We start from the raw sequence: 26958 nt of genomic DNA, 5'->3' as shown, positions 1-26958 counted from the left end.
GCCCACCGAGCCGGCGCCAGATCTGTCGCAGCGAGGAACCGGCGGGGATGATGGGCGGTGGTGGGGGAGAAATCGGGGGAATTGTGACCGAACACGAGTGGCCGGGCGAACCCCTTGCCAAGGGCGACCCGTCCCGGATCGGGCCCTACACGGTCCTGGGGCGCCTGGGCGCCGGCGGCATGGGCCGCATCTACCTCGGCCGTTCGCCGTTCGGGCGGTTGGTCGCCATCAAGACGATCCGGTCCGAGCTGGGCGGCGACCCGGGGTTCCGCGCCCGGTTCGCCCAGGAGGTCGCCGCGGCCCGGCGGGTGAGCGGCGTCTTCACCGCCGCCGTCGTCAACGCCGATCCCGACGCCGCGGTCCCGTGGCTGGCCACCGCGTACGTTCCCGCTCCGTCCCTGGAGACGCTCGTCCGCGCCTGCGGCCCCCTTCCCGCGAGCGCCGTGCAGTGGCTCGCGGCCGGGATCGCCGAGGCCCTGGAGTCCGTGCACGCGGCAGGCCTTGTCCACCGCGACCTGAAGCCGTCCAACGTGCTGGTGGCCGGCGACGGGCCCAAGGTGATCGACTTCGGCATCTCCCGCGCGGCGGACTTCGGTTCCCTCACGATGACCGGTGTCGCGGTCGGCACGCCCGCCTACATGTCTCCCGAACAGGCCCAGGGCGTCCGCGACATCACTCCCGCGAGCGATGTCTTCTCCCTCGGCGCGACGCTGGTGTACGCGGCGACCGCGCACTCCCCGTACCCCGACCGCAAGCCCGCCGAGGCGCTGTTGCGCCTGGTGACGGGGGCCGCGGACCTCACCGGGCTGCCCGACGGCCTGCACGACCTGATCGGCTCGTGTATGCAGCGGGCGCCGGAACACCGGCCGAGCCCCACCGATCTGCTGACCCGGCTCGCGCCGGTGCTGGACGCGCAGAGCGGCTACTCCGACTCCGACAACCGGCTGCCCGAGGCCGCGGCGGCGATGGTGGAGCGGTTCGAACGCCAGTACCGTCCGGCCGGCCAGCGCACGCCGCCGGTGCGTGAGGCGGAGCCGGAGCCGTCCCCCGAGGAGGAGCCCTCCGACGGCCTCAGCGACGACGACTGGGGCAAACTCCCCGCCCAGATGCGCAACGACGGGCAGAACGGCCAGGCGAGCCCCGCGGACGCCGCGCCGGGGCACGGGGCCGGCCCTCGGCCTTCGGCCGCGCCGCCGAACGCCGGGGCGGCGTCCCCGCAACCGTCCGGCCCTCCCGTATCCGGGCAGCCCCACGGGCAGCCCGCGAGCCGCCCGGGCGGCCAACCCCCCGTCCGGCCGCAGCCGCAGCACGCCGCCGCGCACGCACCGCCGCAGCAGGTGCCCCAGCAGCAGGCCCCCCACCACCCGCCTCCGCCGCGGCAGCGGCCCGGCGGGCAGCCCGCGTACGGCCCGCCGCCCGGCCAATCCGCGCCCGGAGGCCGACCGCCCGCCTACGGCCCGCCGCCGGGCCAGTCGGGTCCCGGGGCGACCCCCGCCCCGTCGCCGGGACACGGACCGGCGTACGCGCAGCAGCCGCCGCCCACGGCCTACCCGCAGCACGCTCCTCCGCCCCCGTCGCAGCCGAACGCGAACCCGCGACCGGGCGGCGCACCGGCGGCCACCCCGGTCGGCGCCATACCGACCGAGCTGGCGTTCCGCAAACCCCCGCCGCCCGCCGCACCGACCTATGTCGCCGACCCGTCCGACGCACCGCGCCCGCACCCGCCGACGCCGCGCACCCCGACCGGCCCGATGGACGCGGCCGTCGGGCAGCCGTGGCGGTTCGCGGCGACCGCCGAGATCGTGGCGCCGCCGGTGCGCGCGGGCGGCGCGCGTACGTCGCGCGTCCACGTGCACAGCAAGGACAACGGCCTGCACACGCTGCATCTCGCCACCCGCGAATGGCGTTTCGACAGCAGCGGATGGTCGCATCCGCCCGCGGTCGAGGGCGACATGATGTATCTGAGCAGCCAGGACAACCACCTCTACGCCCTGGAGCTGACGAGCCGTCAGTGGCGTTGGAGCTTCCCGACCAACGGCGAGGTCGTCGCGGCCCCGGTGGTCGTCGGCGGCGTCGTCTACTTCGGCAGCAGCGACAACGCGGTGTACGCGGTCGACGCCGCGACCGGGCGCTGCCTGTGGCGGCACCAGACGCACGGCTGGGCGACCACGCCGACCGTCGTCGACGGCACGGTCTACTTCGGCAGCAGCGACCGGTGCGTGTACGCGGTGGACGCCGCGTCCGGCTGGGCCCGCTGGCGCTACCAGACCGGAGGCTGGGTCTCGGCCCCGACCGTGTCGGCCGGTGTCGTACACGTCGGCAGCACCGACCACTACCTCTACCTGCTGGACGCCGCGACGGGCACGCTTCGGGGCTGGTTCGCCGCCCAGGGCCCGGTGGCGCAGCCGGCGGCGGCCGGGGGTGTGTCGTTCTTCGGCAGCGGCGACGGGGGCCTGTACGCCGTCGACGTGCACACCACGCGCACGGTGTGGCGCTACAGCACCGACGGGTGGGTGACGTCGCCGGTGGTCGCCGGCAACACGGTCTACGCGGGCAGCAGCGACCACACGGTGGTCGCGGTCGCGACCACCGGCGAGCCGCGCTGGAAGTTCACCACCGGGGGCCGGGTGACCTCCCCGATCGTCGCGGACGGCCTGGTCTTCGTCGGCAGCGGCGACCGGCACCTGTATGTCATGGACGCCGCGACCGGCGGTGCCCCGCAGACCGCGCACGGCGCGTGACACCCGCGTCCGCGCGGTACGGGCCGCGGTGAGACGCGAACGGCCGGCCGGGACTCACCGAGTCCCGGTCGGCCGTTCATCGTGCGGGTCGCGGCGGCGTCGGACACCCGCCCCCGCCGCCGCGCGGGTCAGCGCGCGCCGAGCGGCACGTAGTCGCGGATCGGCACACCGGTGTAGACCTGGCGCGGGCGCCCGATCTTCGACGCCGGGTCGGCGATCATCTCGCGCCAGTGCGCGATCCAGCCGGGCAGCCGGCCGAGCGCGAACAACACCGTGAACATCGACGTCGGGAAGCCCATCGCGCGGTAGATGAGGCCGGTGTAGAAGTCGACGTTCGGGTAGAGCTTGCGCGACACGAAGTAGTCGTCCGACAGGGCGACTTCCTCCAGCTGCAGGGCGATGTCCAGCAGCTCGTCGCGCTTGCCGAGCCGGCTGAGGACGTCGTCCGCGGCCTTCTTGATGATGCGGGCGCGCGGGTCGTGGTTCTTGTAGACGCGGTGCCCGAAGCCCATCAGGCGCACGCCGTCCTCGCGGTTCTTGACCTTGCGCACGAACGCGCCGACGTCGCCGCCGTCGGCCTTGATGCCGTCGAGCATCTCCAGCACCGACTGGTTCGCACCGCCGTGCAGCGGGCCCCACAGGGCGTTGATGCCCGCCGAGATCGACGCGAAGAGGTTGGCGTGGCTGGAGCCGACCATGCGCACGGTGGAGGTCGAGCAGTTCTGCTCGTGGTCCGCGTGCAGGATCAGCAGCTTGTCGAGCGCCGAGACGATGACCGGGTCGGCCTTGTACTCCTCGGACGGCACCGCGAACGTCAGGCGCAGGAAGTTCTGCACGTAGTCGAGCGCGTTGTCCGGGTACAGGAGCGCCTGGCCGACCGACTTCTTGTACGCGTACGCCGCGATGGTCGGGAGTTTGGCGAGCAGCCTTATGGTCGAGATGTGGACCTGGCGCTCGTCGAACGGGTCGTGGCTGTCCTGGTAGAAGGTCGAGAGCGCGCTCACGACGGACGACAGCATCGCCATCGGGTGCGCGTCGCGCGGGAATCCGTCGTAGAAGCGCTTGACGTCCTCGTGCAGCAGCGTGTGCTTGGTGATCTCGTCCCGCCACGCGTCGAGCTGCGTGGCGTTCGGCAGCTCGCCGTAGATGAGCAGGTACGCGGTCTCCAGGAAGCTGCCTTGCTCGGCCAACTGCTCGATCGGGTATCCGCGGTACCGGAGGATGCCTTCTTCGCCGTCGATGAAGGTGATCGCGGATTTACACGCGGCGGTGTTGACGAAGCCGCCGTCGAACGTCACGAGCCCTGTTTCGGCCCGTAGCTTGCCGACATCGATGGCATTGTCGCCGATGGTCCCCTCGACCACCGGGTAGGTGTGCTCGTTTCCCTGATAGCGCAGTACTACCGAGTCTCCGCTCATGGCTGGGTCCCCTACTTCTCGGCTCAGGCTCCGACACCTGCCCGGATCGTGTCCGGCGGTTCCGGCTGTTCGTGACATGTGTGCACCAGTACGAATAGCAGGCGCACCGACTCGCGCCGCAACCGGCTCCCACCTCGGGTTTCAAACCGTGAGACGCATCACGTGACCCCTTGCCACACCCGGGTGATGCCCGGTCGGACGCTCCGCTATCCCTGCCGAGCCGGATCCCGCGCGCGGACCGCATCGCCGCAGCCCGCCTCCGGTCAACGCTACGGGGTGGCACCGTACGGGACCACTTGGAGCCGTCCGCGAAGTCCCGGTACGCGTGGGCACGGAGCGTGACCGGGCGAACCATCTCACGTCCCCCGGGCGACTGTTGTGAGATTTCGGGCACGGAGAGCCACCGGTCACACTGGCCCCACACATCACCGCAGGCACACCGGTTCACCCGCCTCGGAGCGCCCGGCGTCCGGCGCGGAGGCCGGTCGAAACACCGGGTATTCCGCCCGTCACAGCCCGGGAACAGCTCGCCGGACAGCGGCTCTTGCCGCACCACGGGTGGGTCTCAGCGGTAGGCTGCGGCACATTCACAGGCGTTCACCTGCGTATTCGCGGGCTTTTCGCGGTGTCGCGCAGTATGCGGAGCGGCCTTTGTGACGGTGTGTCGGCGAACATGCGGAGGGGCCAGCAATGGAAGCGCTGAAGCCGGGCGACCCGGGGGCTGTGGGTCGGTACCGCCTGTCCGCACGGCTCGACGGGAACGGAAGGCTCGGCACGGTCTTTCTGGGCAAGTCCCGGGACGGCGGTGCGGTGACGGTGCGCCTCGTGCGCCCGGACCTCGCGGCCGACAAACGGTTCGTGGAGCGCTTCCGGAAGACCATCGAGGCGGTGCGCCGCATCGACGGCCCGCACCTGGCGCACGTGCTCGACGCCGACCCGGACGCCACTCCGCCGTGGCTGGTCGCCGAGTACGCCCCCGGCATCACGCTGGAGGAGGCGGTCCGCGCGCACGGCCCGCTGCCCGAGAAGGCGCTCCGGGCGCTGGGGGCGGCGCTGTCCCGGGCGCTGGTGGCCGTGCACGCCGCGAAGGTCGTGCACCAGGGCCTGGCGGCGGGCACCGTGATGCTGACGCGGACCGGCCCCCAGATCACCGACTTGGGGCTGACGGCGCTTCTGGGCGCGGACGCCTCGGCGGCGCTCCCGGCGCCCGAGCAGGCGACCGGCGGCGCGGTCACCCCGGCGACGGACGTCTTCGCCCTGGCGGGAGTGGTGTGCCAGGCGGCCGGCGTCGCCCCGTACGGCGACGTCGACGCGGCGGAGCTGGCCCAGCGGGTGCTGCGCACCACCCCCGAACTGGACGGCGTGCCGGAGGAGTTGGCGGCTCTGCTGACGCGGTGTTTCGCGCGCCGCCCGGACTCACGGCCGACCGCGGCCGAACTCGCCGAGTTGTTCGACGGCGACGACGCGGCGGGAACGGCGTGGCTGCCGACGGACGTCGCGGCGGCCGTGGACGCGGCGGCGCGGGTCAGGCCGCCGAAGCCGGCGGCGAAACCCGCCCGGTCTCAGGCCGCCGCGCGGGCGGAGGACGGGGCCGACGAGACACCGTCGGAGAAGTCCGCGGCGGCCGGCGGGCCGCGCGGCGGCGGAACTCCCGGGCCCCGCAAGCCCGCGGCGGCCGTGCCGGGAACACCGGCCGACACCGGGGACGCCGTGGGCGAGGACGACGGCAACGAGGAGACCGTCGAGGTGGGCGTGGGCGTCGCGGTGGCCGCGACGGCCGACGAGGACGTGACCGCTCCTGTACCCGCGGCCGAGAAGCCCGCCCCGGCGGCCCCGACGGTCGTGGTCCGGAAGCCGTTGGACGAAGCGCAACTCCTCAAGCCCCGCACGCCGCAGCCCGCGGCGCCCCAAACTCCCGCGGCGCCCGCCGCCGCGTCGACGCCGACGGAGGTCGCGGCGCCCGCACGGCCCGCGGACGCTCCGGCGCGCCCGGTATCGCCCGCCCCATCCACCTCATCCGCACCGTCCGCACCGCCGCGCCCGGCCGAGGCCGCGCCGACCGTGGTGGCACCGCGGTGGAGTCCCGCCGGACCGCCCGCCGAGGACGCCCGCGGCGCCGCCCCGGCCGCCCCCGCGGGCCCGCCGCAGCCCCCTGCCCCGCCGTACGGCGACACCCCGCGCGAAGCCCCCGCTCCCGCCAAGCGGCAGGCGAGCGCCGGGGTGTGGTACGCGGTCATCGTCCTCGTGGGCCTGACCTCCGCCGGGCTCGCGGTCTACCGGCTCTTCGACAGCGAGTGGCGCGATCTGCAGAACCCGGTCATGGGCCTCGTACTCCCGGGAGTGTCCCTGGTGTTCGGCCTCGCGGGGCTGGTCGTCCTGGCCCTGGTGGTCGGCGACCGGCGCAAGTCCTCGGGGGACCCGCGCGGCACGTAGCCGGTGCCGGGGGGCCGAACTAGCGGACCACGGCGGTGCTTTGCATCGCGCTCGGCACCGACGTGGTCAAGGCGGCGCCGTGCAGGTTGCCCAGGCCGCCGCACACGACCGGCACGAACTGGTCGGGTCCGGCGGCCAACGGCACGCGTCCCCGGGCGTCGACGCGCCCCTCGGCGCCCAGGACCTCGGCGTGCGCCGGGTCGAAGGCGTCGATCGGCCGCCACGCGTGCTGCCAGACGCGGGCCTGGAAGTCCTCGGCGGACCGGAACGCCGCACCGAGGCGCCAGGCCCACTCGGGGTTGAGGAGCAGCACGATCTGCCCGCGCTCGCCCGCCGGTTCGACGAACCGTTCGGCGAGTGCGCCGACCGTCGTCTTCGCGATCGCCCGGGCCAGCTCCTGCGGGTCGTCGGCGGCGATGTCCGCGAACGGGAAGACGCCCTGGCCGCCGTGCACGGTGACCACCTCGGCGTGTGAGGCGAAGCCGCGGCGCTCGGCGAGCGACGGCCACGGGGCGTACCCCTCGTACTCGCCGAAGCACAGGCCGAATCGGGTGGGCTGCCCGAAGACGGTGTACGGGGTCTCGCCCGGGCGGCGGCCACCGATGTTGCGCAGGCACAGGGCGACCGCCCGGCCGATCGTCATGGAGCCGCGGCCGGCCGCGCCGCCGAGGCAGCCCGCCCGGTAGTCGATCCCGTACGCGTCGCGCGCGGGGCCGTTGACGATGACGATCGGGCAGGCGTCGGGGGTCGCGGTGGTCAGTTCCGCGGCGTTCCACTCGGGCACCAGGAGCGCTTCGAGGGCGGCGACGACATACGGGAAGGCCCGTGGTTCGACACCGGCCAACGCCGCGTTGATGGCGACGAGTTCGACGGTCGCCAGGCCGAATCGCGGTGGCAGGGCGCCGAGTACGCGGTCGCCGCGGTACGGGGTCGCGGCGAGCAGCGCGTGCACGTATTCGTCGGTGGCGGGCAGGACCGGCGCGCCGTCGCCCCAACCGCCGTGCAGCGATGCCTCGTAGAGCGAGGAGCCGCCGTCGTCGTCGACCTCCAGGATCTCGGCGGTCAGTTCGTACGACGGCCCGAGGGCCACGCTGCGCAGCGCCGCACCGGCCAGGCCGAGGTGCCTGCGCCCTTTGTCGGGGCGGGTGTTGGCGCGGCCTCCGTCGCGCTCCGTGTCGCGCGTGGTGGCGCGTGCGGCGTCCCGGGCCTCGTCGGTGCCGGTCTTCGCGCCGCTGTCGCGCGGCTTGGCGGTTCCGGCACTCACCGTGTGGCTCCCAGGAGTTCGACGAATCTCGGGTAGTACTCGGCGGCGATCCGGCGCAGTTCGTCGGCGTCGAGGCCTTCGACGGGGTAGGGCAGCACGAGGACCTTGAGGCTGGGGTGGCCGAGGAACGACGCCATGTTGCGTGCGTGCGCCTCGAATTCGCGGCAGACCGCGACGACCGCCGGGCGGCGCAGGCGTTCCAGGGCCACGGCGTCGTCGACGCTGTCGGACGTCAGCGCGCCGCAGGTGCCGAGCCCGGAGACCCCGCAGTCGACGCGCCGCGCCCAGTTTCTGACGTCCCGGCGGATCCGGTCGCGGGCACCGGGACGGCCCTTCGCGAGCAGGACGTGCGGCTCGGCGCCGTCGTCGCGCAGGAACCGCTGCCATTCCTCGACGATGAGCGCCCAGGACGCCGTGGAGGCGGCGTAGCGGAGCCCGACCCTGCTGCCGCGCAGGGGTCCGTCCAGCGTGAAGGACGGCGCCCCGATGTCGAGCGGCGGTCGGGCGACCGGGAGGCGTACGCGCAGTTTGGCTGGTTCCAGCGGATTGCCCATGGTTTCCCCCTGAGATGGGCTTGTCGGCACGGTGTGCGGATGGCGCGCCCGGCGCGCTCACCTGACGGCGCGCGGCGCGGCGGCGCCTCGGTCCGCGTGGCGGCGGCGGTGGCGGCGCGGCGGCGGGAGTTCAGCCCGGCGGGGCGCCGAGGGTGTTCCGGGCGGCGGATCCGAGAGTTCCGAGGCCCGGGGGTGTCTCGTGCCGCGGCGCGGCCTCCATGGCCGCCGCGCTGTCGTCCATCGCTCCTCCGGAGCCGTGCTGTGCCCGTGTGGGGTGGTTCAGATCGCCCACCAGCCATGCGTAGCACGGAAACCGGCGGTGGATCGGTCGTTGCCGGGACATGGCCGAAAATCACCGCGGGCGATCCGGAGGACGGACTACCGCATGGGTGATCCCCGTTTCTCCGGCGCTCACACCGCCGTGGCGGCACGTGTGTGTGACTTGTGTGTCGCGCCGAACTTCCGCTGGCTCTGGGCCACTTCGGAGCGGGTCGGGGATGCGCGGCGTGCGGGCGGCGGGCGCGGGATCGGTGGTCGGCCCAGGCGCGGGGCGGGCGGCCGACGACCGGGGGTCAGTGCTTGAGTGCGACCGCGCCGAAGACGGTGGTGTTCACGAGTTCCTCGGGTGTCGGGGCCGGTGTGCCCGGCTCGGGCCGCCAGAGCGTGGCACGGACCAGCCCGGGGTCGACCGGTGCGAGGCCGGCCAGCAGCGCGGCGACCTCCTCGTGCGTACGCGGCACGACGGGCGCGCTGGCACGGTCGTAGACCTCTTCCGCGAATTTCTTCAACGCGTCGGATCTGTAGGTGATGTGACTGACGATCAGTGCGCTGCCGGGGGCGAGCGGGGCGCACAGCCGCGCCACGAGGCCCGCCGGGTCCTCGCTGTCGCGGATGAAGTGCAGGACCATGCCGAGGACGACGGCCACGGGCTGTGTGAAGTCGAGTGACTCGCGGACCGCGGGTGCCGTCAGGACCGCCTCCGGTTCGCGCAGGTCGGCCTGCCCTGTCGCGATGCGTCCGCGCGGGTCGCCGGAGACGAGCGCCCGCGCGTGGGCGAGCACGATCGGGTCGTTGTCGAGGTAGACGACGCGGGACTCGGGGATCACCGCCTGCGCGACCTCGTGGACGTTGCCGTCGGCCGGGATCCCGGTGCCGACGTCGAGGTACTGCCGGATGCCGAGTCGCCCGGCGGTGAAGCGCACCGCCCGGGCCAGGAAGTCGCGCCCCGCGCGCGCGACCGTCCGCGCCTCGGGGGCGGCGTCCAGGATGAGGTCGGCGGCGGCGCGGTCGACGGCGAAATTGTTCTTTCCGCCGAGGTAATAGTCGTACATCCGGGCGGGGTGGGCGGTCGTGGTGTCGACGCGCTGGGACTCGTGGGTCTCGACCTCGTCGCCGCGTGGCAAGCGCCAAGGCTCGGAGCCTTGCTGCGTCATCGCTTACTTCTCCCGCCCGTGCGTACCGGCCCGTACGACGCTCCGAGCGTACCGGTTGCCTGGCCCGCCGCGCCGATCGAACTTCGGTGCATTACCGCCGATATGCGACCGGCTGAAGGGGTGTGTCCGATCGCTTTTGGACAATCCCGAAGACGCCGGTTCCGGGGAGCCGAACGGTCGGTGTGCCCGCCACCGGCTTGTCTTCCCCAGCGCCGGGCCAAGCGTCGTCCCACAATGGCCGCCATGGACCAACACGCCTCCGGTGCCACCGTCTCGTGGACGACCTCGGACCTGGAGAAGGCCCGCGGCGTGCGCGGCATGAAGACGATCGCGGCGGGCTTCCTGCTGTTCGCGACGGTGGTTTTCGTGCTGACGCGCTGGCTGGAGTCGCGCGGGGCGGGGGCCTGGACCGGGTACGTGCAGGCGGCGGCCGAGGCCGGCATGGTCGGCGCGATGGCGGACTGGTTCGCGGTGACCGCGCTGTTCCGCAGGCCTCTGGGGCTGCCGATCCCGCACACCGCGATCATCCCGACGCGCAAGGACGCGCTCGGCACCAGCCTCGGCGAGTTCGTCGGCGACAACTTCCTCTCCGACGCGGTCGTGCGGCGCAGGCTCGCGATGATGGCCGTATCCCGCCGGTTCGGTGCGTGGCTCGCCGAGGAAAAGCACGCCCGGCGGGTGACCGCGGAGTTGTCGGCGCTGGCCCGTGCGGCGCTGGCGATCCTGCGGGACGACGACGTCCGCGCGGTGTTCGCGCAGGCCATCACGCGGCGCGTGTCGGCCCGTCAGGTGGCGCAGCCGATGGGCGCGTTGCTCGGGCGGGTGGTCGCCGACGGGGGCCACCACGGGTTGGTGGACCTGGTCGTCGCCAAGGCGCACACGTGGCTGGTCGGCAACCGGGAGGCCGTGTTGCGGGTGGTGTCCGAGGAGTCGCCCGACTGGTCGCCGGGGTTCCTCGACCGCACGGTCGCCAACAAGGTGCACCGCGAGCTGGTCCGGTTCGCGGCGGCGGTGCGCGACGACCCGCGGCATCCCGCGCGCCTGGCCGTCGACGCGTTCCTCACGGACACCGCGGACGACATGCAGCACGATCCGCGCATGATCGCGCAGGTGGAGCAGTTGCGGGACCGCACGCTGGCGCATCCGCAGGTGCACGAGCTGATCGCGTCGGTCTGGACGGCCGCGCGCGGGATATTGGTCGAGGCCACGGAGGACCCGGACAGCGAGCTGCGGGAACGGGCCACCGAGGCGGTACGCGCGTTCGGCGAGCGGCTCGCGCACGACGCGCGCATGCGGGACAAGGTCGACGCGTGGGTGGCCGACGGCGCCGCGTACGTGGTGTCCCGCTATCAGTCGGAGATCACCGCACTGATCAGCGACACGGTCCGCGCGTGGGACCCCGACGAGACCTCCCGCAAGGTCGAACTGCACGTGGGACGGGACCTCCAGTTCATCCGGATCAACGGCACGGTGGTGGGCGCACTGGTGGGACTCGCGATCCACACGGTGGGCGAACTGCTGTTGTAGGGCGGGGACACACGGCTGAAGCCGCGCGCGGGGGCGCGGAGGCGGAAGCCGCGCCCGCGCGGGGTCGGCGCGGGAGCACGGGCTCGGTGCCGCGGCGGCCGTGAGCGGCGAGGCGCGGCATGAGGGCGCGGTTCCGGCGTCGGTCGGTGCGCGGTACCGGGACCACGCAGCCCCCGCCGTGCGGGACCGCGCTGTTCCCCATCACGCGTTGCCGCGGCGAGCGGCCCGGCGCGGAAGGGGCACGCGGTTCCCGGGTGCCGCCCGCGGACAAGGCTCGCGGGCGCGTTGCGCGCGCCGTTCACCGGACCCGTCTGGGCATCGTCGGCGCTGTGCTCGCCGCGATCCGGGTGGTCGGGGGCGTCGGGTGGGTGGTGGGGTGGGCGGCGGCGTTGGTTCACGGCCGGTCGACGGGTGTTCGGCGTTGGTGTCACCGGCCCGCGGAGAGGCGTTCCGCGTGGGCTTTGGCTGCGCGGAGGTCGACCTTGCCGGCGGCGGTGCGTTCGATCGTGTCGACGAGGTGGATCCGTTTGGGCACCTTGTAGCCCGCGACCAGGGTGCGGGCGTGCGCGCCGAGCGCGTCCGGATCGGGGGTGGTCCCGTCGCGCGCGACGACCAGCGCGGTGACCCGTTCCCCGAGACGGGGGTCGGGGACGCCGACCACCACGGCGTCGAACACGTCGGGGTGCGCTTTGAGGGCGGCCTCGACCTCGTCGGGAAACACCTTCTCGCCGCCGGTGTTGACGGTCGCGCTGCCCCGGCCGAGCAGCGTCAGGGTGCCGTCCTCCTCGATGCGGGCGAAGTCGCCGGGCAGCACCCAGCGGCGGCCTTCCCGGTCGACGGGGAACGTGGCGCGGGTCTTCTCGGCGTCGCCGTGGTAGCCGAGCGGGATGTGCCCGGTCACCGCGAGGCGGCCGACCTCCCCGGAGCCCGGCGCGACCGGGCGCAGGTCGGCGTCGAGCACCGTGGTCGTGGCGGAGGACGCGAAGCGGGTGGCGCCGCCGGGGGCGCCGGCCTCCCGTGCCGCCGCGCCGGTTTCCGACGCGCCGAAGCTGTCGAGGACGAACAGCCCCGCGGTGGTTTCGAGTTGCCGTCGGACGGCGGCGCTCATCGGGGCGCCGCCGTTGCTGACGGCCTTGAGGGAGCCGATGTCGTACTTGCCCGGGTTGCGCTCGTACCAGTCGGCCAGCGGACGGGCCATGCCGTCGCCGACGACCGCGAGGGAGAGGGCTTGCTCCCGTGCCACGAGGGCCATGATGGCGTCGGGGTCGAAGTGGCGTCCGGTCCACAGGATGTAGGTGTTCCCCATATAGAACGTGTTCCACATGGACCACTGTCCGCCGCCGTGCATCATCGGCGCGAGGCCCATCGTGATGAGCGGGTCCGACGCCGCGGCCTCCGCCCCGAGTTCGGCGGGGGACGTGACGCGCGGACGTCCCGCGCGACCGGCCTGCAGGGCCGCGAAGAAGATGTCCTCGCTGCGCCACAGCACGCACTTGGGCATGCCCGTGGTGCCGCCGGTGTAGAGGCCGTAGACGTCGTCCGGGCTGCGGGGGCCGGCGTCGCGGGCCGGGGAGGCGGCGGCCAGCGCGTCTTCGTACCGGACCCCGCGGTCGAGTGCGTGCGCGGACGGGTCGGTGCCGTCCTCCAGCACGACGATGTGGCGCAACCCCGGGAACGCGGGCGCGAGTTCGGCGACCGTGCGGACGAATCCCCGTTCGACGACGAGCGCCGCCATCTCCGCGTTCTCGTACAGGTAGCGCAACTCCGCCGTGACGTAGCGGTAGTTGATGTTGATCGGGACGGCCCGCGCCTTGTGCGCGCCGATCATCGCCTCGATCCACTCGGCCCGGTTCCACGCGTGGATGCCGACGAACTCGCCCGGGCGGATTCCCGATGCGCGCAGGTGGTGGGCGAACCGTTCGGCGCGTTCGTCCAGTTGGCGGTACGTCAGCCGCGCTTCTCCGGCGATCAGCGCGGTGCGGTCGGGGACCGCGTCGGCCACGGCCTCGAAAAGGTCGGCGAGGTTGAACGTCGGATCAGCGCCCACGGCTCCCCCTGTGGCTCCCGCACAACGACTGGAACAGGTTCCAGAAAACATACCCTTGACAAGGTCAAAAACATAGCCTGAGGCTGGAGCCCGGCACGGCCGAAGACAGGACACCGGGCACACAGGGGATCGGGAGTTCCGGATGCGTGTTCACGACAAGATCTTCATCGGCGGCACGTGGGTGGAGCCCGCCGGCACCGAGACGTTCGAGGTGCGCAACGCCTCGACCGAGGAGGTCATCGGGCGGGTCCCGGCGGGCACCGAGGAGGACGTCGACCGCGCGGTGGCCGCCGCGCGCGAGGCGTTCGCGGGGCCCTGGGCCTCCTCCACCCCCGACGAGCGCGGCGACGTCATCGCGGCGCTGTCCGCCGGAATCACCGCGCGGCTCCAGGAGTTCGCCGAACTCATCGCCCAGGAGACCGGCTGCCCCATCGAGAACTCGATCGGCGTGCAGGTCTTCAGCTCGACGATGGTCCTGGACTACTACGCCAAACTCGTCCGGGAATACCCGTTCGAGGAGGAGCGCCAGGGCGCCATTTTCCGCACGCTGGTACGCCGCGAGCCGGTCGGTGTCGTCGCCGGCATCGTGCCGTGGAACGTCCCGCTGTTCGTCGCCGTCCTCAAACTCGCCCCCGCCCTCGCGGCCGGCTGCACGATCGTGCTCAAGCCGTCTCCCGAGACCGCGCTCGACGCGTACCTGCTGGCCGAGGTGGCGATCGAGGCCGGCGTACCGGACGGCGTGATCAACATCGTCGCGGCCGACCGCGAGGTCAGCGAGAAGCTGGTCGTCCACCCCGGCATCGACAAGGTGTCGTTCACCGGCTCGACCGCCGCCGGCCGCCGCATCGGGTCGCTGTGCGGCGAGCGACTGCGCCCGGTCACCCTCGAACTCGGCGGGAAGTCGGCGTGCATCCTGCTGGAGGACGCCGACCTGGACACCGCGGTCCCCGGGCTGCTGCCCGGCTCGTTCAACAACAACGGCCAGGCCTGCGTCGCCCAGACCCGCATTCTGGCGCCGCGCTCGCGCTACGAGGAGGTCGTCGCCAAGATCGCCGAGCACGTCGGCGCGATGACCGTCGGCGACGCGCTGGAGAAGGGCAACGCGATCGGGCCGCTGGCCTCCGAGCGGCAGCGCGACCGGGTGCTCGGCTACATCGAGAAGGGCAAGGCCGAGGGGGCCCGCGTCGTCGTCGGCGGCGGCCGGCCCGAAGGGCTCGACAAGGGCTGGTTCGTGGAGCCGACCGTCTTCGCCGACGTCACCAACGACATGACCATCGCGCGGGAGGAGATCTTCGGGCCGGTGCTCGCGATCATCGCGTATGACGACGTCGACGACGCGGTGGCCATCGCCAACGACTCGCCGTACGGCCTGTCCGGCGGGGTCTGGAGTGCCGACGTCGAGGCGGCGACCGAGGTCTCGCGGCGCATCGCCACCGGCACCGTGAGCGTCAACTCGTGGGTGGCGATGGACTTCGCGGCCCCCTTCGGCGGCTACAAGCAGTCCGGGCTCGGACGCGAACTCGGGCCGGAGGGCCTGGACCAACTGGTCGAACTCAAGACGGTGGTGCTGCCCTGACCCCGATCGGGTGAACCGGCGTACCGCCCCGCCCGGTGGGGCCTCGGGGGAGGGCGGTACGCCGGGTGCGGGACGTGCCAGCATGAAGGCCATGGACGATCTCATTCTTCGCACAGGGCACGGCCGCCTCCGGCGCACCAGGTTCGGCGTCGCCGCGCTCGTCCTCACCACGGCGCTGACCGCCGCCGCCTGCGGCGACTCGGACGACGACGGCCCGAGCCCCGATGACGCGGGCCGCGTGACCATCACCCTGCGCCCGGCCGGTGCCGCGACTCCCCAGGACCTCGACAAGACGCGCGAAGTCCTGGCCGCGCGGCTCGACTTCGCCGAGGTCGAGAACGGCACGGTGCGCGTCACCGGCGACACCGTCACCGTCGAGGCACCGGGCGAGAGCCGCGAGATCCTGGACGGGATCGCCCGTATCGGACGCCTCGACTTCCGCCCCGTCCTCGACGCGCGCCCGACCGGCGTCCCCCCGGTGCCGGGGAGCAACACGCTGCCCTCCGGCACGACTCCCGAGGCGGCCGAAGCGTACGCCGCGCTGGACTGCGCCCGGACCGACCAGGCCGACGCCGCCGCGACCGCCGCGGCCTCGGTGCCCGACGCCCCCGCCACCGGGTGCCTCGCGTCGGCCGCGGGAGCGCCCGCCGATGCCGAGGCGCTGCTGCTCGGCGCGTCCGAACTCACCGGCGACGAACTGCAGTCCGCGAAGGCGCAGCCGGCGCGGAACGCCACCGGGGGCTGGGAGGTGCTGGTGACGTTCGCCCCCGACGGCACCGCGAAGTTCGGCGCGATCACCGGGAAGCTCGCGGCCAACTCGGCGCCGGCGAACAGGTTCGCGGTCCTGTTGGACGGACGCGTGATCGTGGCGCCGTCGGTCGTCCAGGAACTGTCGGGCGGCGACGCCGTCATCACCGGCTCGTTCACCGCTGCCAGTGCGAAGCTCCTGGCCGCACAGCTGAGTTCGGGAACGCTGCCGGTGCCGCTCGCGGTCGAGTCGGCGACCTGAGCGTTCCCGGGCCCCGGGTCAGACGTACTCCCCCGCGGCGGTCGCGGCGAAGCCCGCACCGATGCGCAGAGCGTGTTCGTTGGCACCGCCGAGCGAGAATTCGTTCTGCTTCGCGTGCACGAAGTAGCGGTGTACGAAGTGCTCCTCGGCGATGCCCATCCCACCGTGGACGTGCACGACCGCGTGCGCGACACGGTGGCCGGCCTCCGCCGCCCAGAACTTCGCGGTCGAGACGGCCTCGGCGGCGCTCGGACCGGATTCCGCCCGCCAGGCGGCCTGCCACGTCGTCAGGCGCACCGCCTCGACGTCGATGTAGCAGTCGGCGAGGCGGTGTCCGACGGCCTGGAACGAGCCGATCGGCCGTTTGAACTGCTCGCGGGTGCCGGTGTATTCGGCCGCCGCGCGCATCGCCCGGTCGGTGATGCCGAGTTGCAGCGCGCACAGGCCCAGCGTCGCCCGGTCGCGCAGCCACTCGGCCCGGGTGGTGTCCACCGTGCCGCCGAGGAGGGCGTCGTCGGCCACGGGCGCGTCCTCCAGGACGAGTTCGCCGGTGATCTCCTTGGCGGTGGTGAGCTGCGGCGCCACCGTGACGCCGGCGCCCGTCGGCGACACCAGGAAGACGCCCACCCGGCCGTCGTCCGTCGCGGCCGGCACCAGCACGACGTCCGCGTACGTCGCGGACGGCACACCGGTCTTGACCCCGTCGAGCCGCCAACCCCCGGCCACGCGGCGGGCGGTCGCCGAGGGGGCCGCGGCGTCGCGGCCCAGCGGCTCGGCGAGCGCCGCGGTGAGGATCTTCTCGCCGCGGATCGCCCCGGGCAGCCAGGCGACCTTCTGGCCCTCGGTGCCGTGGGCGGCGACCGCCGCCGCGCCGACCGCGATCGACGCGTACAGCGGAACGGGTGCGAGCACGCGGCCGATCTGTTCGAGGACCAGGACCTGGGCGAGGACCCCGCCGCCGGAACCGCCGTACTCCTCCGGCAGCCCGACGCCGAGGATGTCGGCCTTGGCCAGTTCCGCCCACAGCCCCCGGTCGAAGCGCGGCACTCCCGCGCCGGTGACCTCGGCCTCCAGCGCGGTCAGGGACTCCTGGGTGACGCGCTCGCCGAGGATCGTCCCGACCAGCCCCACCAGTTCCCGCTGTTCGTCGGTGTACGCGAAGTCCATGTGACAAATTCCCCTGCTGCTCGGTGTGACGGACTGGACGGACTGCCGGGACGGCGGACCGGGGTCAACGCGGGGGGCGCGGCATGCGCAGCCCGAGCATCGCGATCATGTCGCGCTGGATCTCGTTCGTACCGCCCCCGAACGTCAGGATCAGCGCCGAGCGGTACATCTTCTCGATCCGCCCGCGCAGGAGGACCCCCGGTGCGCCGGTGGTCAGCGACGCGTTCTCCCCGAAGCACTCCATGAGCAGCCGGTACGCCTCGGTCGCGAACTCCGTGCCGAAGATCTTGGTGGCGGACGCGTCCGCCGGCCCGACCTTCGCGCCGTGGTCGACCGCCCACGCGATCTTCCAGTTGATGAGCTTGAGGAACTCGACTTTGGCGTGCACGCGGCCGAGGTTCGCCTGCACGTGCTCCTGGTCGATGACGCGCCGCCCGTCCGGCAGGACGGCCTCCTCGGCCCAGCGCCGCGTCTCGTGCAGGGCGAGTTGGATGCCGGCCGCCGAGCACAGCGCGACGCGCTCGCGGTTGAGCTGACCGGTCATCAGCCCCCAGCCGCCGTTGACCTCGCCCACGACGGCGGACGCGGGCACGCGCATGTCCTCGAACGTCAGCTGGCTGACCGTCTGCCCGCCGAGCGTCCTGACCTCGCTCCACGACAGGCCCGGGGTGTCGGTCGGCACCAGGAAGATCGTCAGCCCCTTGTGCGCCTTCACGTCGGGGTCGGTGCGCGCGGCCAGCCACAGGTAGTCGGCGACGTGGATCAGCGAGATCCACATCTTCTGGCCGTTGACCACGAAGTCGTCGCCGTCGCGGACCGCGCGGGTGCGCAGGTTGGCGAGGTCGGTCCCGGCCTCGGGCTCGGAGTAGCCGATGGAGAAGTGGAGTTCGCCGGACAGGATGCGCGGCAGGAAGTGGTCGCGCTGGGCCTGTGTGCCGTACTCCATGATCGTCGGACCGATGGTGTTGATGGTGAGGAACGGCACCGCGGCCCCCGCGAGGGTGGCCTCGTCGGTGAAGATGAGCTGCTCCATCATCGAACGGTCCTGGCCGCCGTACTCCTTGGGCCAGCCGATGCCGAGCCACCCGTCGCGCCCCATGCGGCGCGCGACCTTCCAGTACGCGCCGTCGCGGCCCTCCAGCGTGGTCTCCCCCGAGGCCTGCTGCTCGCGGATCTCGGGGGTCATGATCTCGGCGAAGTACGCGCGGAGTTCGCGGCGCAGTTCCTCCTGCGCGGGCGTGTAGGCGATGTGCACGGTAACCTCCCGGGACGCTGCGGTCCCTGTGAAGAGCGGCTCGTCGTACGGGTTTCGCGTGCGGTGCGGGTGGGGCGGTGAACGCCCCGGGCGCGGCGGGCGGTTCGGGGTACGGGGAGGTTCAGGGCGCCACGGCGGCGAAGTCGCGGAAACCGGAAGGGTCGTGGCGTCCGAGGCAGCCGTGCTCGAACAGCCCCCAGCCCTCGCGTCCGTCGCACACGGCCCGTGCGACGTGGTCGACGACGCTGAACCTCGCGCGCGCGGCGGCGGTCTCGTCGGCGGCCGTGTCGACGACCGTGCCCTCGCTCCAGTCCCGGCCGCGCCACTGCCCGTGCGTCCACGTCGGATCCAGGCCGGACCCCGGGCCGCAGTTGAGCACCACGCCGCCGAGCGCCTCGACGTCGACGACGACCGGCGTGCCCGCGAGGTCTTTCATCCGGATCGTGGCCCGCTTCGGCGTCCGGGTGCCGGAGACGTACTCGACGGCGAACTCGGGCCACCCCAGTTGCTCGGGGCGGCGTCCGGACGCGGCGGACCACACGCGCGTCGCCTGGTTGAGCGTGCGGGTGCCGTCGGGTTGCTCCTGCACGATGACGATGATCGCGAAGTCGTCGAACCGCAGCGGCACGTACATCCACCACATGCCGCCGTCGGGATCGCGCTCGGCCGCCGCGCGCCCGCCCGGCTCGGGGTCGCCGCTGGGCCGGATGCCCCACGAACGGTCCCGGCTGCCCAGCCACGTGTCGGGGGTGACCGGGTAGTCGCGCCCCTCGACCTGCAACGTGCCCTCCCACGTGCCCAGTTGCGCGAAGCGCTGCGCGTCGAGGACGACGCGGCCGTCCCGCCGCAGCACGTGCGGATCCTCGTCGAGCGCCGGGAAACTCCCGCGCCACGTCAGGTCCATGGTGATGCCGTGCGGCAACGCGTCGCACACCACCCGCAGTTCGTCGAGCGGCTTGGCGACCTCGATGCGGTAGGCGCCCACCGACGGGTTGAGGCGGTCGTCGGACTCCGGCTCGAAGGCGTCCGAGAACCGCACGGTGGTCTGCCGTGATCCGCGCCCGACGGTGACGAAGGCGTCCTTGACCCCGAGGTTGGGATAGACCCCGTAGCCGGTCACGACGAAGACCTCGCCGGTGCGGTCGTGCGCGTTGAAGTAGTAGCGGTCGTAGAAGTTGCGGTCGCTGGGGGCCACGCGCGCGATCGGCAACGGAGCCTGGTGGACCGGGAATTCGTCGAGCGGAGCCGGCATCGGCAACGTCCTCTCAGACTCGCGGACTCGCGGGGGACTCACGGAGCGGCTCACTGACGGCACGTCAGCCGCGCGGCAGGCCCAGGATGCGCTCGGCGACCACGTTGAGCTGGATCTCGCGCGTGCCGCCGCCCAACAGCACCGTCGGCACGGACAGATAGGCGGTGACCAGGTCGCCCGTCTCCCCTTCGGCGACGAGCCCGTCCTCGGCGACCCGCTCCAGGCGCGCGGTCTGCACCGCCCGCTGGTGCTCGGTCACCGCGAGCTTGAGCACGCTGGACGCCGCCCCGGGATCGAGCCCGGACAACTGCTGGAGCGTGGAGCGCAGCGCGAGCGCCCGCAGCGCCCAGTTCTCGGCGGCGAACATCCCGACGCACGCGACCAGTTCCGGCGACGCGGTGCGCGCGCCGCCCGGGCCGATGTCGCGCAGCAGCGCGCCGAGCCCGGCCATCCCGGGGCCGCCCGCGATCATCACGCGCTCGTTGGCGAGCGTGGTCCGCGTGATCGCCCAGCCGCCGTTGATCTCCCCGACCACGAACTCGTCGGGCACGAAGACGCCTTCGAGAAAGACCTCGTTGAACTCCGCCTGCCCGTTGGCCTGCCGCAACGGACGCACGTCCACACCCGGCGCGCTCATGTCGACGACGAAGTACGTGATGCCCTTGTGCTTGGGCGCCTCGTGGTCGGTCCGCGCCAGACAGATGCCGTAATGCGCCTCGTGCGCCTTGGAGTTCCACACCTTCTGCCCGGTGATGCGCCAACCGCCCTCGACCTTGTCGGCGCGCGTCGCGAGCGAGGCCAGGTCGGATCCGGCCCCCGGCTCGCTGAACAGCTGGCACCAGACGATGTCCCCGCGCAGCGTCGCCGGCACGAAGGTGTCGCGCTGGGCGTCGGTCCCGTGGGCCATGATCGTCGGGAGCGCGAACTCGCCGATGATCGTCGACGGCTGGACCAGTCCGGCTGCGGCGAACTCCTGTTGCAGCACGACCTGTTGCGCGGGCGTCGCGCCGATGCCGTACGGCCGGGGGTAGTGCGGTGAGACGTACCCGCACACGTCGGCGAGATAGTGCCTTCGGGCCGGCTCGTCGAGGCGCTTCGCGGTCGCCAGCCGGGCCGCGACCTCGGACCGGAACTCCGCGACCTCCGCGCCGAGTTCGAGGTCGAACCGGCGGTCGGCGCCGCCCTCCGGCACCGCCAGGGCACGCCGCCCCAGGAGTTCGGCCCATCCTCCGCGCGCACCGAGCAGCTGCGCGAGGAACACCCCGCGCCGCCAGTACAGGTGGATGTCGTGCTCCCACGTGAAGCCGATGCCGCCGAGCAGCGTGATGCAGTCCAACGCGGTCTCGCGCGCGACCGGCAGGCAGACCACCGCCGCCTCGGCCGCCGCGAGTTCGAACTGCTCCTCGGCGTCCGCCGCGGTCTCGTCGGCGGCGCGCGCGGCGTCCCACGCGGCGGCCGTGGCCACCTGGAGCCGCGTGAAGAGGTTCGCGGCCTTGTGCTTCACCGCCTGGAACGACCCCACGGGGCGCCCGAATTGCTCGCGGATCCGCACATACTCGACGGCCGTCTCGAAGCACCACCGCGCGACCCCCACGGCCTCCGCCGCCGCCAGGACCGCCGTGACACGACGCACGCGCTCGGTCGTCACCCCCGGCAACACCTGTGCGGCGGCGACCTCCAGCCCGTCGATCCGCACCCGCGCCACACCGCGCGCGAGGTCCACCCCCCGCAGCGGCTCGACGACCACCCCGTCCTTGTCACCCGCGACGACGAACCACAGCTCAGCGCCGGCGTCGTCGTACGCCCCCAACAGCAGATAGCGCGCGCCGAACGCACCCGGTACCGGGGCGACTTCGCCGGAGACCTCCCATCCCGCCCGGGTCCGCCGCGCCGCCAGACCGGCGCGGACCGCGACGGCCCCCACCGCGCCCTCGGCGAACGCGGGCAGCAGCGCCTTGGCGACGTCCTCGCCGGCGTACCGCGCGAGCACGGCGCCGGCGGTCACCGTCCCCAGCAAGGGCCCCGGCAACAGCCCCCGCCCGGTCTCCTCCAACGCCACCGCGAGATCGAGAACGCCGCCCCCCGCGCCCCCGTACTCCGCGGCCACATACGTCGCCGGGACCCCGGCCGCCGCCAACTCGCCCCAGAATCCGGGCAGCACACCGCCGCCCAGCGCCTCCAACTCGCGCCGCGTCTTCTCCACCGGCGCATGACGCCGCACAAACCCGGCCACCGACGCGGCGAAAGCCCGGTGCTCCGCGGTGTATCCGATGGGCACGACGCCCCCCTATCAGCACATCTCCCCCGAAAGAACCCACTCCTCCGGGCCGGCCCCGCGACAATATCCTTGTCACGATCAAAGGAAAAGACAGGAACCCTTGGCTTTCCGCCGCACAGCAGAGACGGCAGCCTCATCCGTGTTATTACCCTATGAATTCATCCAGATGCGGAGTGTCAGTACTGGGCGCTAGTTTCTGCGCATGCCAAGCACCGAGCACGAGGCTCTGGTCGAACTCCTCCGGGACAACCCGGAATTGATCGCCGACACCGCGGACATCAAACACGCGGTCGGCGACAGCTGGTCGGCCCGAGCCGCATCATCCGACTTCACCGTGACCGTGCCGACAGTCCGACACGCGGACGCGGTTCTCCTCTACCAGGCGGCGGACGCCACCACACCCGGCCTCGGCGTCATCGTGGAGGTCCAACGGACACGGAAGGCACCCAAGCAACACAGCTGGCCGCTGTACGTGGCGGTCGCGCGCGAGCGCTACGCCTGCCCGATCCGGTTGGTGGTCGTCTGCCCGAAGCGCGAGATCGCCAAGTGGGCGAGCCGTCCGATCGACACGGGTTGTCACGGCTGGATGCTCACACCGATCGTCGTCGGACCCGACGACGTTCCGGTGATCGACAACGTGGACGTGGCGACCCGCCGCCAGTACGAGGCCATCCTGTCCGCGCTGATGCACGCCGAGGACGCCGAGCTGCGTCCGCGCATCTACGAGGCCCTGGTGGCCGCGTTGTACTCGCTGCCCGAACAAACCGCGCGACACTACACTGACATCGTCTACTCCGCAGCCGACGAGGACGCCCGGCAGGAGTTCAAGGAGGCACTGATGACCGTGACCGACCCCCGCTTTCAACCGTCGCTGGTCGAACAGTTCGTCGACGAGGGCCGAGTCCAAGGCAAAGCCGAAGGAAGGGCAGAGGGCAAGGCGGACGCCGTGCTGCTGTTCCTGACGACCCGCGAGATCCCCGTCGCTCCCGACGCCGAGGCGCGGATCCGGAGCTGCGACGACCTGGACGTCCTCGACGAACTGATCCGCCGCGCCACCATGGCCCCCGACGTCGACGCGCTCTTCGACGGCCTCGACGTCTGAGAGGACGCCCGGCAGGAGTTCAAGGAGGCACTGATGACCGTGACCGACCCCCGCTTTCAACCGTCGCTGGTCGAACAGTTCGTCGACGAGGGCCGAGTCCAAGGCAAAGCCGAAGGAAGGGCAGAGGGCAAGGCGGAAGGCAAGGCGGAAGGCAAGGCGGACGCCGTGCTGCTGTTCCTGACGACCCGCGAGATCCCCGTCGCTCCCGACGCCGAGGCGCGGATCCGGAGCTGCGACGACCTGGACGTCCTCGACGAACTGATCCGCCGCGCCACCATGGCCCCCGACGTCGACGCGCTCTTCGACGGCCTCGACGTCTGAGAGGACGCCCGGCAGGAGTTCAAGGAGGCACTGATGACCGTGACCGACCCCCGCTTTCAACCGTCGCTGGTCGAACAGTTCGTCGACGAGGGCCGAGTCCAAGGCAAAGCCGAAGGAAGGGCAGAGGGCAAGGCGGAAGGCAAGGCGGACGCCGTGCTGCTGTTCCTGACGACCCGCGAGATCCCCGTCGCTCCCGACGCCGAGGCGCGGATCCGGAGCTGCGACGACCTGGACGTCCTCGACGAACTGATCCGCCGCGCCACCATGGCCCCCGACGTCGACGCGCTCTTCGACGGCCTCGACGTCTGATCGGATTACCCACGGAAACCGCCCGGCGGCCGGCCGTCGGGCGGTTTCCGTGGGTCAGGGGCGGGTGGGGGGTAGGGCGAGTTTGCGGTGGTCCCAGGAGGTGGTTTTGGTGGGGGTCACCTTGATGACGACGCGCTTGTTGAGCATCATTTCGACGGCCGGGCGCATGGCCTCGGTGTAGGGGGCGGTGTAGCGGGCGAAGACGCTCACGCCCAACTCCCAGATGCGGGCGGGGTCTTCGACGATCTCGGCGGTGCCCGTGACGGAGACGCCGCGCAGTTCCTCGTAGTAGTCGCCGGTCTCGACCAGCAGGGTGACCGTGGGATCACGGCGCAGGTTGCGGATCTTCTGCGCCTTCGCCTTGCTCTCCAGGGCGATCTCGCCCTCCAGGAAGCCATACCACATGCCGACGGAGTGGATCGTGCCGTCGGCGTTGAGGGTGGACATGGTCATCGAATGCCGCTCCGCGAGGAAGGCCGCGATCTCGTCGGGGGTCATTCTGACCTTGTCGCGCTGCTTGACGCCGTGCCCGATGTGCTCGCCCATGACGGACCCTCCGCGATGCGATCCCGATATCTTTGCCCAAGTCAAGCAATCCCGAGACGCCCCGACAACCCTTGTTCCTTGACGATCCGTCAGGTACTCCTGACCCATGACGCGCACCGACGACAGCGACGTACCCGACTACGGCGCCCGCCTGCGGCTCGACGGCAAGGGGATCGTGGTCCTCGGCGCCGGGCAGGGCATCGGACGCCAGGCGGCCCACGCCCTCGCCCAGGCCGGAGCCGTCGTCCTGGCGGTCGACCTGGACCCTGACCTGGCCGGCGGCATCGCCGCCGAGACCGGCGGCCACGCCTGGTCCGGCGACGCCACCTCACGCACCGACGCCGCCGCGCTGTGGAGCCACGCCGAGGCGCGCCTGGGCCGCGTACACGGCGTGGTCGACATCATCGGCATGAGCAGGTACCGGGACCTGCTGTCGGTGACCGACGAGGACTGGGCCTGGCACCACGACATCGTGCTGCGCCACGCCCTCCTCGCGGTGCAGTTCGGCGGCGCGCACATGGCCCGGCACGGCGGCGGCGCGATCACGTTCGTCGCCTCGGTGTCGGGCGCGACCGGCGCCCCGATGCACGCGGCGTACGGCGCCGCCAAGGCCGGTCTGATGTCGCTCGTCCGGTCCGCCGCGGTCGAACTCGGTCCGTCCGGCGTCCGGGTCAACGCGGTCGCGCCCGGTGTCGTGTGGACGCCGCGCGTCGCGGCCTACCTCGGCGAAGCCGGCCGCGCCGCCAACGCCGACAACGCGCCGCTGCGCGACGTGGCCCGCCCGTCCGACATCGCCGGCCCGCTGCTGTTCCTCACGAGCGACCTGGCCCGCTACGTCTCCGGCCAGGTCCTGACCGTCGACGGCGGAGTCGGCGTGAAGTTCCCGTACCCCCTGCCCGACATGGACGCCGCACCCCGCTGAGGCCCGCCCACCGGGCCCGGACGCGGAGAGGGCCCCGACCCGTGGGGGGAGACGGGGCGGGGCCTCTCGTGTGCTCCGCCTTTGTGGGTGCTGAGGAGGCGTGGCGGAGCACGATTCGGGGGGCTGCCGTCAGAGGCGGCTGGGCTCCCGGGTGGCGGACGCGGTGTCCGCGACCGTCGCGGGCACGGTGCCGGCGACCGTGTCGGACGCGGTGTCCGAGGCCGCCTGCCCGGCGGGCGCCGGGGAACCCGCGGCGACCTGCTTGGCGGTCTGCAGCGGCTTCTCGCGGATGAGCAGCACCGCGATCAGCGCCATCAGGCCGAACGGCACCGCCACGAGGAACATGTCGCCGACCGCGTGCCCGTACGCGCTCTCGACCACGTCGCGCGCGCCCGGCGGCAGGTGGCGGACGTCCGGGATGCCGCCGCCGGCGCCGCCGCCCGAGGAGAGGCCGCCGTCCGCCAGGTAGCCGCCGACCCGGTGCGACATGACCGCGCCGAGGATCGACACGCCGACAGCACCACCGAGGCTGCGGAAGAACGCCACGGTCGAGCTGGCGGCACCGAGCTGGTGCACCTCGACCGAGTTCTGCACGGCGAGCACCAGGTTCTGCTGCATGGCACCGATGCCGAGGCCGAGGACGAACATGAACACACCGAGGATCACGAAGTTGGTGTCCTCGCGGGCCGTGCTCATCAGCGCGAGGCCGGCGGTCAGGGCGAACCCGCCGATGACCAGGTAGCGCTTCCAGCGGCCCGTCGCGGTGATGCGGCGTCCGACGACGGCCGAGGTGAGCGAGAGGCCGAAGATCATCGGCATCGTCAGCAGCCCGGAGACCGTCGGGGTCTCACCCCGCGCGATCTGGAAGTACTGGCTCAGGAACACCGTCGCGCCCATCATCGCGAGGCCGACCCCGACGCTGCCGATGACGGCCAGCAGGATCGTGCGGTCGCGGAACAGCCACGTCGGGATCACCGGCTCCGCGGCACGGCTCTCCACGAAGACCGCCAGCCCGAGCAGGACGACCGCGGCGGCGACCAGCGCGGCGGTCTGCCACGACATCCACACGTAGTTGTCGCCGGCCAGCGTGACCCAGATGAGGAGCACCGCGACACCGGCGCTGATGAGCATCGCGCCGAGGTAGTCGATCTTGACGTTCTCCCGACGGATCACCGGCAGGTGCAGCGTCTTCTGCAGGATCACCAGCGCGGCGACCGCGAACGGCACGCCGACGTAGAAGCAACCGCGCCAGCCCAGCGCCGAGTCGACGATGACGCCGCCGATCAGCGGGCCGCCGACGGTGGCGACCGCGTACGTCGCGCCCAGGTAGCCGCTGTACCGGCCGCGCTCCCGCGGCGGGATCATCGCGGCCATGATGACCTGCGAGAGGGCCATCAGACCGCCGACGCCGACGCCCTGCATGACGCGGAACCCGATGAGCATGCCCGAGCTGGTGGACAGCCCGGCGAGCATCGAGCCGCTGACATAGATGACCAGCGAGAGCTGCACGAGCAGCTTCTTGCTGAAGAGGTCGGCGAGCTTGCCCCAGATCGGGGTCGTGCAGGTCATCGCGAGCAGCGTCGCGGTCACGACCCAGGTGTACGCGGACTGGCCGCCGCCCAGGTCGCCGATGATGCGCGGCAGTGCGGTGCTGACGACGGTCGAGGACAGAACGGCCACGAACATGCCGAGCAGCAGCCCGGACAGTGCCCTCATGATCTGGCGGTGTTCCATCGGTGCGTCGTCGCCGGCCGTCCCGGCGCGCGCGGTCGCGGGTGTCGCGGTGCTCGCCATGTGTGAACTC

Annotated in this window: 21 protein-coding genes; 9 read left to right on the top strand and 12 right to left on the bottom strand. The window is 72.5% G+C overall.

The window, feature by feature from the left end; translation table 11 throughout:
* Window positions 1-83: 83 nt before the first annotated feature.
* Window positions 84-2741 (top strand): outer membrane protein assembly factor BamB family protein, encoded by a 2658-nt coding sequence (locus LO772_RS25970; RefSeq protein ID WP_231774449.1) that lies wholly within the window; start codon window positions 84-86, stop codon window positions 2739-2741.
* A 128-nt stretch (window positions 2742-2869) separates the two neighbouring features.
* On the opposite strand, the gene LO772_RS25965 is transcribed toward LO772_RS25970, so the two are convergent.
* Window positions 2870-4159 (bottom strand): citrate synthase, encoded by a 1290-nt coding sequence (locus LO772_RS25965; protein WP_231774448.1) that lies wholly within the window; start codon window positions 4157-4159, stop codon window positions 2870-2872.
* A 690-nt stretch (window positions 4160-4849) separates the two neighbouring features.
* Between LO772_RS25965 and LO772_RS25960 the strand changes: the two genes are divergently transcribed.
* Window positions 4850-6592 carry a serine/threonine-protein kinase gene (locus LO772_RS25960; protein ID WP_231774447.1) on the top strand — a complete coding sequence of 581 codons (1743 nt, stop codon included), beginning with the start codon at window positions 4850-4852 and terminating at the stop codon, window positions 6590-6592.
* A 19-nt stretch (window positions 6593-6611) separates the two neighbouring features.
* Here LO772_RS25960 and LO772_RS25955 read toward each other — a convergent pair whose 3' ends face one another.
* The 4 genes from LO772_RS25955 to LO772_RS25940 all read right to left on the bottom strand — a co-directional run bounded on the left by LO772_RS25955 (window position 6612) and on the right by LO772_RS25940 (window position 9843).
* Window positions 6612-7856: a hypothetical protein gene (locus LO772_RS25955; RefSeq protein WP_231774446.1), complete on the bottom strand. Its 1245-nt coding sequence runs from the start codon at window positions 7854-7856 to the stop codon at window positions 6612-6614.
* Complete coding sequence (locus LO772_RS25950; protein WP_231774445.1) at window positions 7853-8410, bottom strand: UGSC family (seleno)protein; 558 nt, start codon at window positions 8408-8410, stop codon at window positions 7853-7855. The genes LO772_RS25955 and LO772_RS25950 overlap by 4 nt, the downstream gene beginning before the upstream one ends.
* A gap of 130 nt (window positions 8411-8540) precedes the next feature.
* Window positions 8541-8702, bottom strand: coding sequence for a hypothetical protein (locus LO772_RS25945; RefSeq protein WP_231774444.1), 162 nt, complete (start codon window positions 8700-8702; stop codon window positions 8541-8543).
* Between the two features lie 280 nt (window positions 8703-8982).
* Complete coding sequence (locus LO772_RS25940; RefSeq protein ID WP_231774443.1) at window positions 8983-9843, bottom strand: SAM-dependent methyltransferase; 861 nt, start codon at window positions 9841-9843, stop codon at window positions 8983-8985.
* Window positions 9844-10086: 243 nt separating this feature from the next.
* Between LO772_RS25940 and LO772_RS25935 the strand changes: the two genes are divergently transcribed.
* Window positions 10087-11370 (top strand): DUF445 domain-containing protein, encoded by a 1284-nt coding sequence (locus LO772_RS25935; RefSeq protein ID WP_231774442.1) that lies wholly within the window; start codon window positions 10087-10089, stop codon window positions 11368-11370.
* A 427-nt stretch (window positions 11371-11797) separates the two neighbouring features.
* Here the strand turns inward: LO772_RS25935 and LO772_RS25930 are convergent, their stop codons facing one another.
* Window positions 11798-13417, bottom strand: a complete 1620-nt coding sequence (locus LO772_RS25930; protein WP_231774441.1) for an acyl-CoA synthetase — start codon at window positions 13415-13417, stop codon at window positions 11798-11800.
* 142 nt (window positions 13418-13559) lie between these two features.
* On the opposite strand from LO772_RS25930, the gene LO772_RS25925 reads away from it, so the two are divergent.
* Window positions 13560-14993: an aldehyde dehydrogenase gene (locus LO772_RS25925; protein ID WP_231774440.1), complete on the top strand. Its 1434-nt coding sequence runs from the start codon at window positions 13560-13562 to the stop codon at window positions 14991-14993.
* A 91-nt stretch (window positions 14994-15084) separates the two neighbouring features.
* Window positions 15085-16002, top strand: coding sequence for a SecDF P1 head subdomain-containing protein (locus tag LO772_RS25920; RefSeq protein ID WP_231774439.1), 918 nt, complete (start codon window positions 15085-15087; stop codon window positions 16000-16002).
* An 18-nt stretch (window positions 16003-16020) separates the two neighbouring features.
* On the opposite strand, the gene LO772_RS25915 is transcribed toward LO772_RS25920, so the two are convergent.
* From LO772_RS25915 to LO772_RS25900, 4 genes are all read right to left on the bottom strand, one after another.
* The gene (locus tag LO772_RS25915; protein ID WP_231774438.1) at window positions 16021-17169 is read right to left on the bottom strand and encodes an acyl-CoA dehydrogenase family protein; all 1149 of its coding nucleotides are present in this window, start codon (window positions 17167-17169) and stop codon (window positions 16021-16023) included.
* A 64-nt stretch (window positions 17170-17233) separates the two neighbouring features.
* Complete coding sequence (locus tag LO772_RS25910) at window positions 17234-18424, bottom strand: acyl-CoA dehydrogenase family protein (RefSeq protein ID WP_231774437.1); 1191 nt, start codon at window positions 18422-18424, stop codon at window positions 17234-17236.
* Window positions 18425-18545: 121 nt separating this feature from the next.
* Window positions 18546-19676: a hypothetical protein gene (locus LO772_RS25905; protein ID WP_231774436.1), complete on the bottom strand. Its 1131-nt coding sequence runs from the start codon at window positions 19674-19676 to the stop codon at window positions 18546-18548.
* 64 nt (window positions 19677-19740) lie between these two features.
* The gene (locus LO772_RS25900; protein WP_231774435.1) at window positions 19741-21954 is read right to left on the bottom strand and encodes an acyl-CoA dehydrogenase; all 2214 of its coding nucleotides are present in this window, start codon (window positions 21952-21954) and stop codon (window positions 19741-19743) included.
* 202 nt (window positions 21955-22156) lie between these two features.
* On the opposite strand from LO772_RS25900, the gene LO772_RS25895 reads away from it, so the two are divergent.
* The 3 genes from LO772_RS25895 to LO772_RS25885 are packed head-to-tail and all read left to right on the top strand — an operon-like array spanning window position 22157 to window position 23686.
* Window positions 22157-23056: a hypothetical protein gene (locus LO772_RS25895; RefSeq protein WP_231774434.1), complete on the top strand. Its 900-nt coding sequence runs from the start codon at window positions 22157-22159 to the stop codon at window positions 23054-23056.
* Window positions 23057-23089: 33 nt separating this feature from the next.
* The gene (locus tag LO772_RS25890) at window positions 23090-23377 is read left to right on the top strand and encodes a hypothetical protein (RefSeq protein WP_231774433.1); all 288 of its coding nucleotides are present in this window, start codon (window positions 23090-23092) and stop codon (window positions 23375-23377) included.
* 33 nt (window positions 23378-23410) lie between these two features.
* Window positions 23411-23686, top strand: coding sequence for a hypothetical protein (locus tag LO772_RS25885; RefSeq protein ID WP_231774432.1), 276 nt, complete (start codon window positions 23411-23413; stop codon window positions 23684-23686).
* A gap of 54 nt (window positions 23687-23740) precedes the next feature.
* Here LO772_RS25885 and LO772_RS25880 read toward each other — a convergent pair whose 3' ends face one another.
* Entirely contained in the window at window positions 23741-24232 is a 492-nt protein-coding gene (locus tag LO772_RS25880) for a pyridoxamine 5'-phosphate oxidase family protein (RefSeq protein ID WP_231774431.1), read from the bottom strand.
* Window positions 24233-24338: 106 nt separating this feature from the next.
* Between LO772_RS25880 and LO772_RS25875 the strand changes: the two genes are divergently transcribed.
* Window positions 24339-25154, top strand: coding sequence for an SDR family NAD(P)-dependent oxidoreductase (locus LO772_RS25875; protein ID WP_231774430.1), 816 nt, complete (start codon window positions 24339-24341; stop codon window positions 25152-25154).
* A 129-nt stretch (window positions 25155-25283) separates the two neighbouring features.
* On the opposite strand, the gene LO772_RS25870 is transcribed toward LO772_RS25875, so the two are convergent.
* Window positions 25284-26948, bottom strand: a complete 1665-nt coding sequence (locus tag LO772_RS25870) for an MDR family MFS transporter (protein WP_443089319.1) — start codon at window positions 26946-26948, stop codon at window positions 25284-25286.
* Window positions 26949-26958: the final 10 nt, after the last annotated feature.

The organism is Yinghuangia sp. ASG 101, assembly GCF_021165735.1.
GTDB lineage: Bacteria > Actinomycetota > Actinomycetes > Streptomycetales > Streptomycetaceae > Yinghuangia.
Note: the sequence above shows the minus strand (reverse complement) of the source record. Positions and strands in the feature narration are given on the sequence as shown.

What these genes read in the sequence shown, in the direction of transcription:
- LO772_RS25885 (WP_231774432.1), top strand. Translation starts at nt 23,411, where the DNA reads ATGACCGTGACCGACCCCCGCTTTCAACCGTCGCTGGTCGAACAGTTC.
- LO772_RS25920 (WP_231774439.1), top strand. Translation starts at nt 15,085, where the DNA reads ATGGACGATCTCATTCTTCGCACAGGGCACGGCCGCCTCCGGCGCACC.
- LO772_RS25950 (WP_231774445.1), bottom strand. Translation starts at nt 8,410, where the DNA reads ATGGGCAATCCGCTGGAACCAGCCAAACTGCGCGTACGCCTCCCGGTC.
- LO772_RS25880 (WP_231774431.1), bottom strand. Translation starts at nt 24,232, where the DNA reads ATGGGCGAGCACATCGGGCACGGCGTCAAGCAGCGCGACAAGGTCAGA.
- LO772_RS25870 (WP_443089319.1), bottom strand. Translation starts at nt 26,948, where the DNA reads ATGGCGAGCACCGCGACACCCGCGACCGCGCGCGCCGGGACGGCCGGC.
- LO772_RS25875 (WP_231774430.1), top strand. Translation starts at nt 24,339, where the DNA reads ATGACGCGCACCGACGACAGCGACGTACCCGACTACGGCGCCCGCCTG.
- LO772_RS25905 (WP_231774436.1), bottom strand. Translation starts at nt 19,676, where the DNA reads ATGCCGGCTCCGCTCGACGAATTCCCGGTCCACCAGGCTCCGTTGCCG.
- LO772_RS25935 (WP_231774442.1), top strand. Translation starts at nt 10,087, where the DNA reads ATGGACCAACACGCCTCCGGTGCCACCGTCTCGTGGACGACCTCGGAC.
- LO772_RS25895 (WP_231774434.1), top strand. Translation starts at nt 22,157, where the DNA reads ATGCCAAGCACCGAGCACGAGGCTCTGGTCGAACTCCTCCGGGACAAC.
- LO772_RS25940 (WP_231774443.1), bottom strand. Translation starts at nt 9,843, where the DNA reads ATGACGCAGCAAGGCTCCGAGCCTTGGCGCTTGCCACGCGGCGACGAG.
- LO772_RS25890 (WP_231774433.1), top strand. Translation starts at nt 23,090, where the DNA reads ATGACCGTGACCGACCCCCGCTTTCAACCGTCGCTGGTCGAACAGTTC.
- LO772_RS25915 (WP_231774438.1), bottom strand. Translation starts at nt 17,169, where the DNA reads ATGGACTTCGCGTACACCGACGAACAGCGGGAACTGGTGGGGCTGGTC.
- LO772_RS25965 (WP_231774448.1), bottom strand. Translation starts at nt 4,159, where the DNA reads ATGAGCGGAGACTCGGTAGTACTGCGCTATCAGGGAAACGAGCACACC.
- LO772_RS25925 (WP_231774440.1), top strand. Translation starts at nt 13,560, where the DNA reads ATGCGTGTTCACGACAAGATCTTCATCGGCGGCACGTGGGTGGAGCCC.
- LO772_RS25960 (WP_231774447.1), top strand. Translation starts at nt 4,850, where the DNA reads ATGGAAGCGCTGAAGCCGGGCGACCCGGGGGCTGTGGGTCGGTACCGC.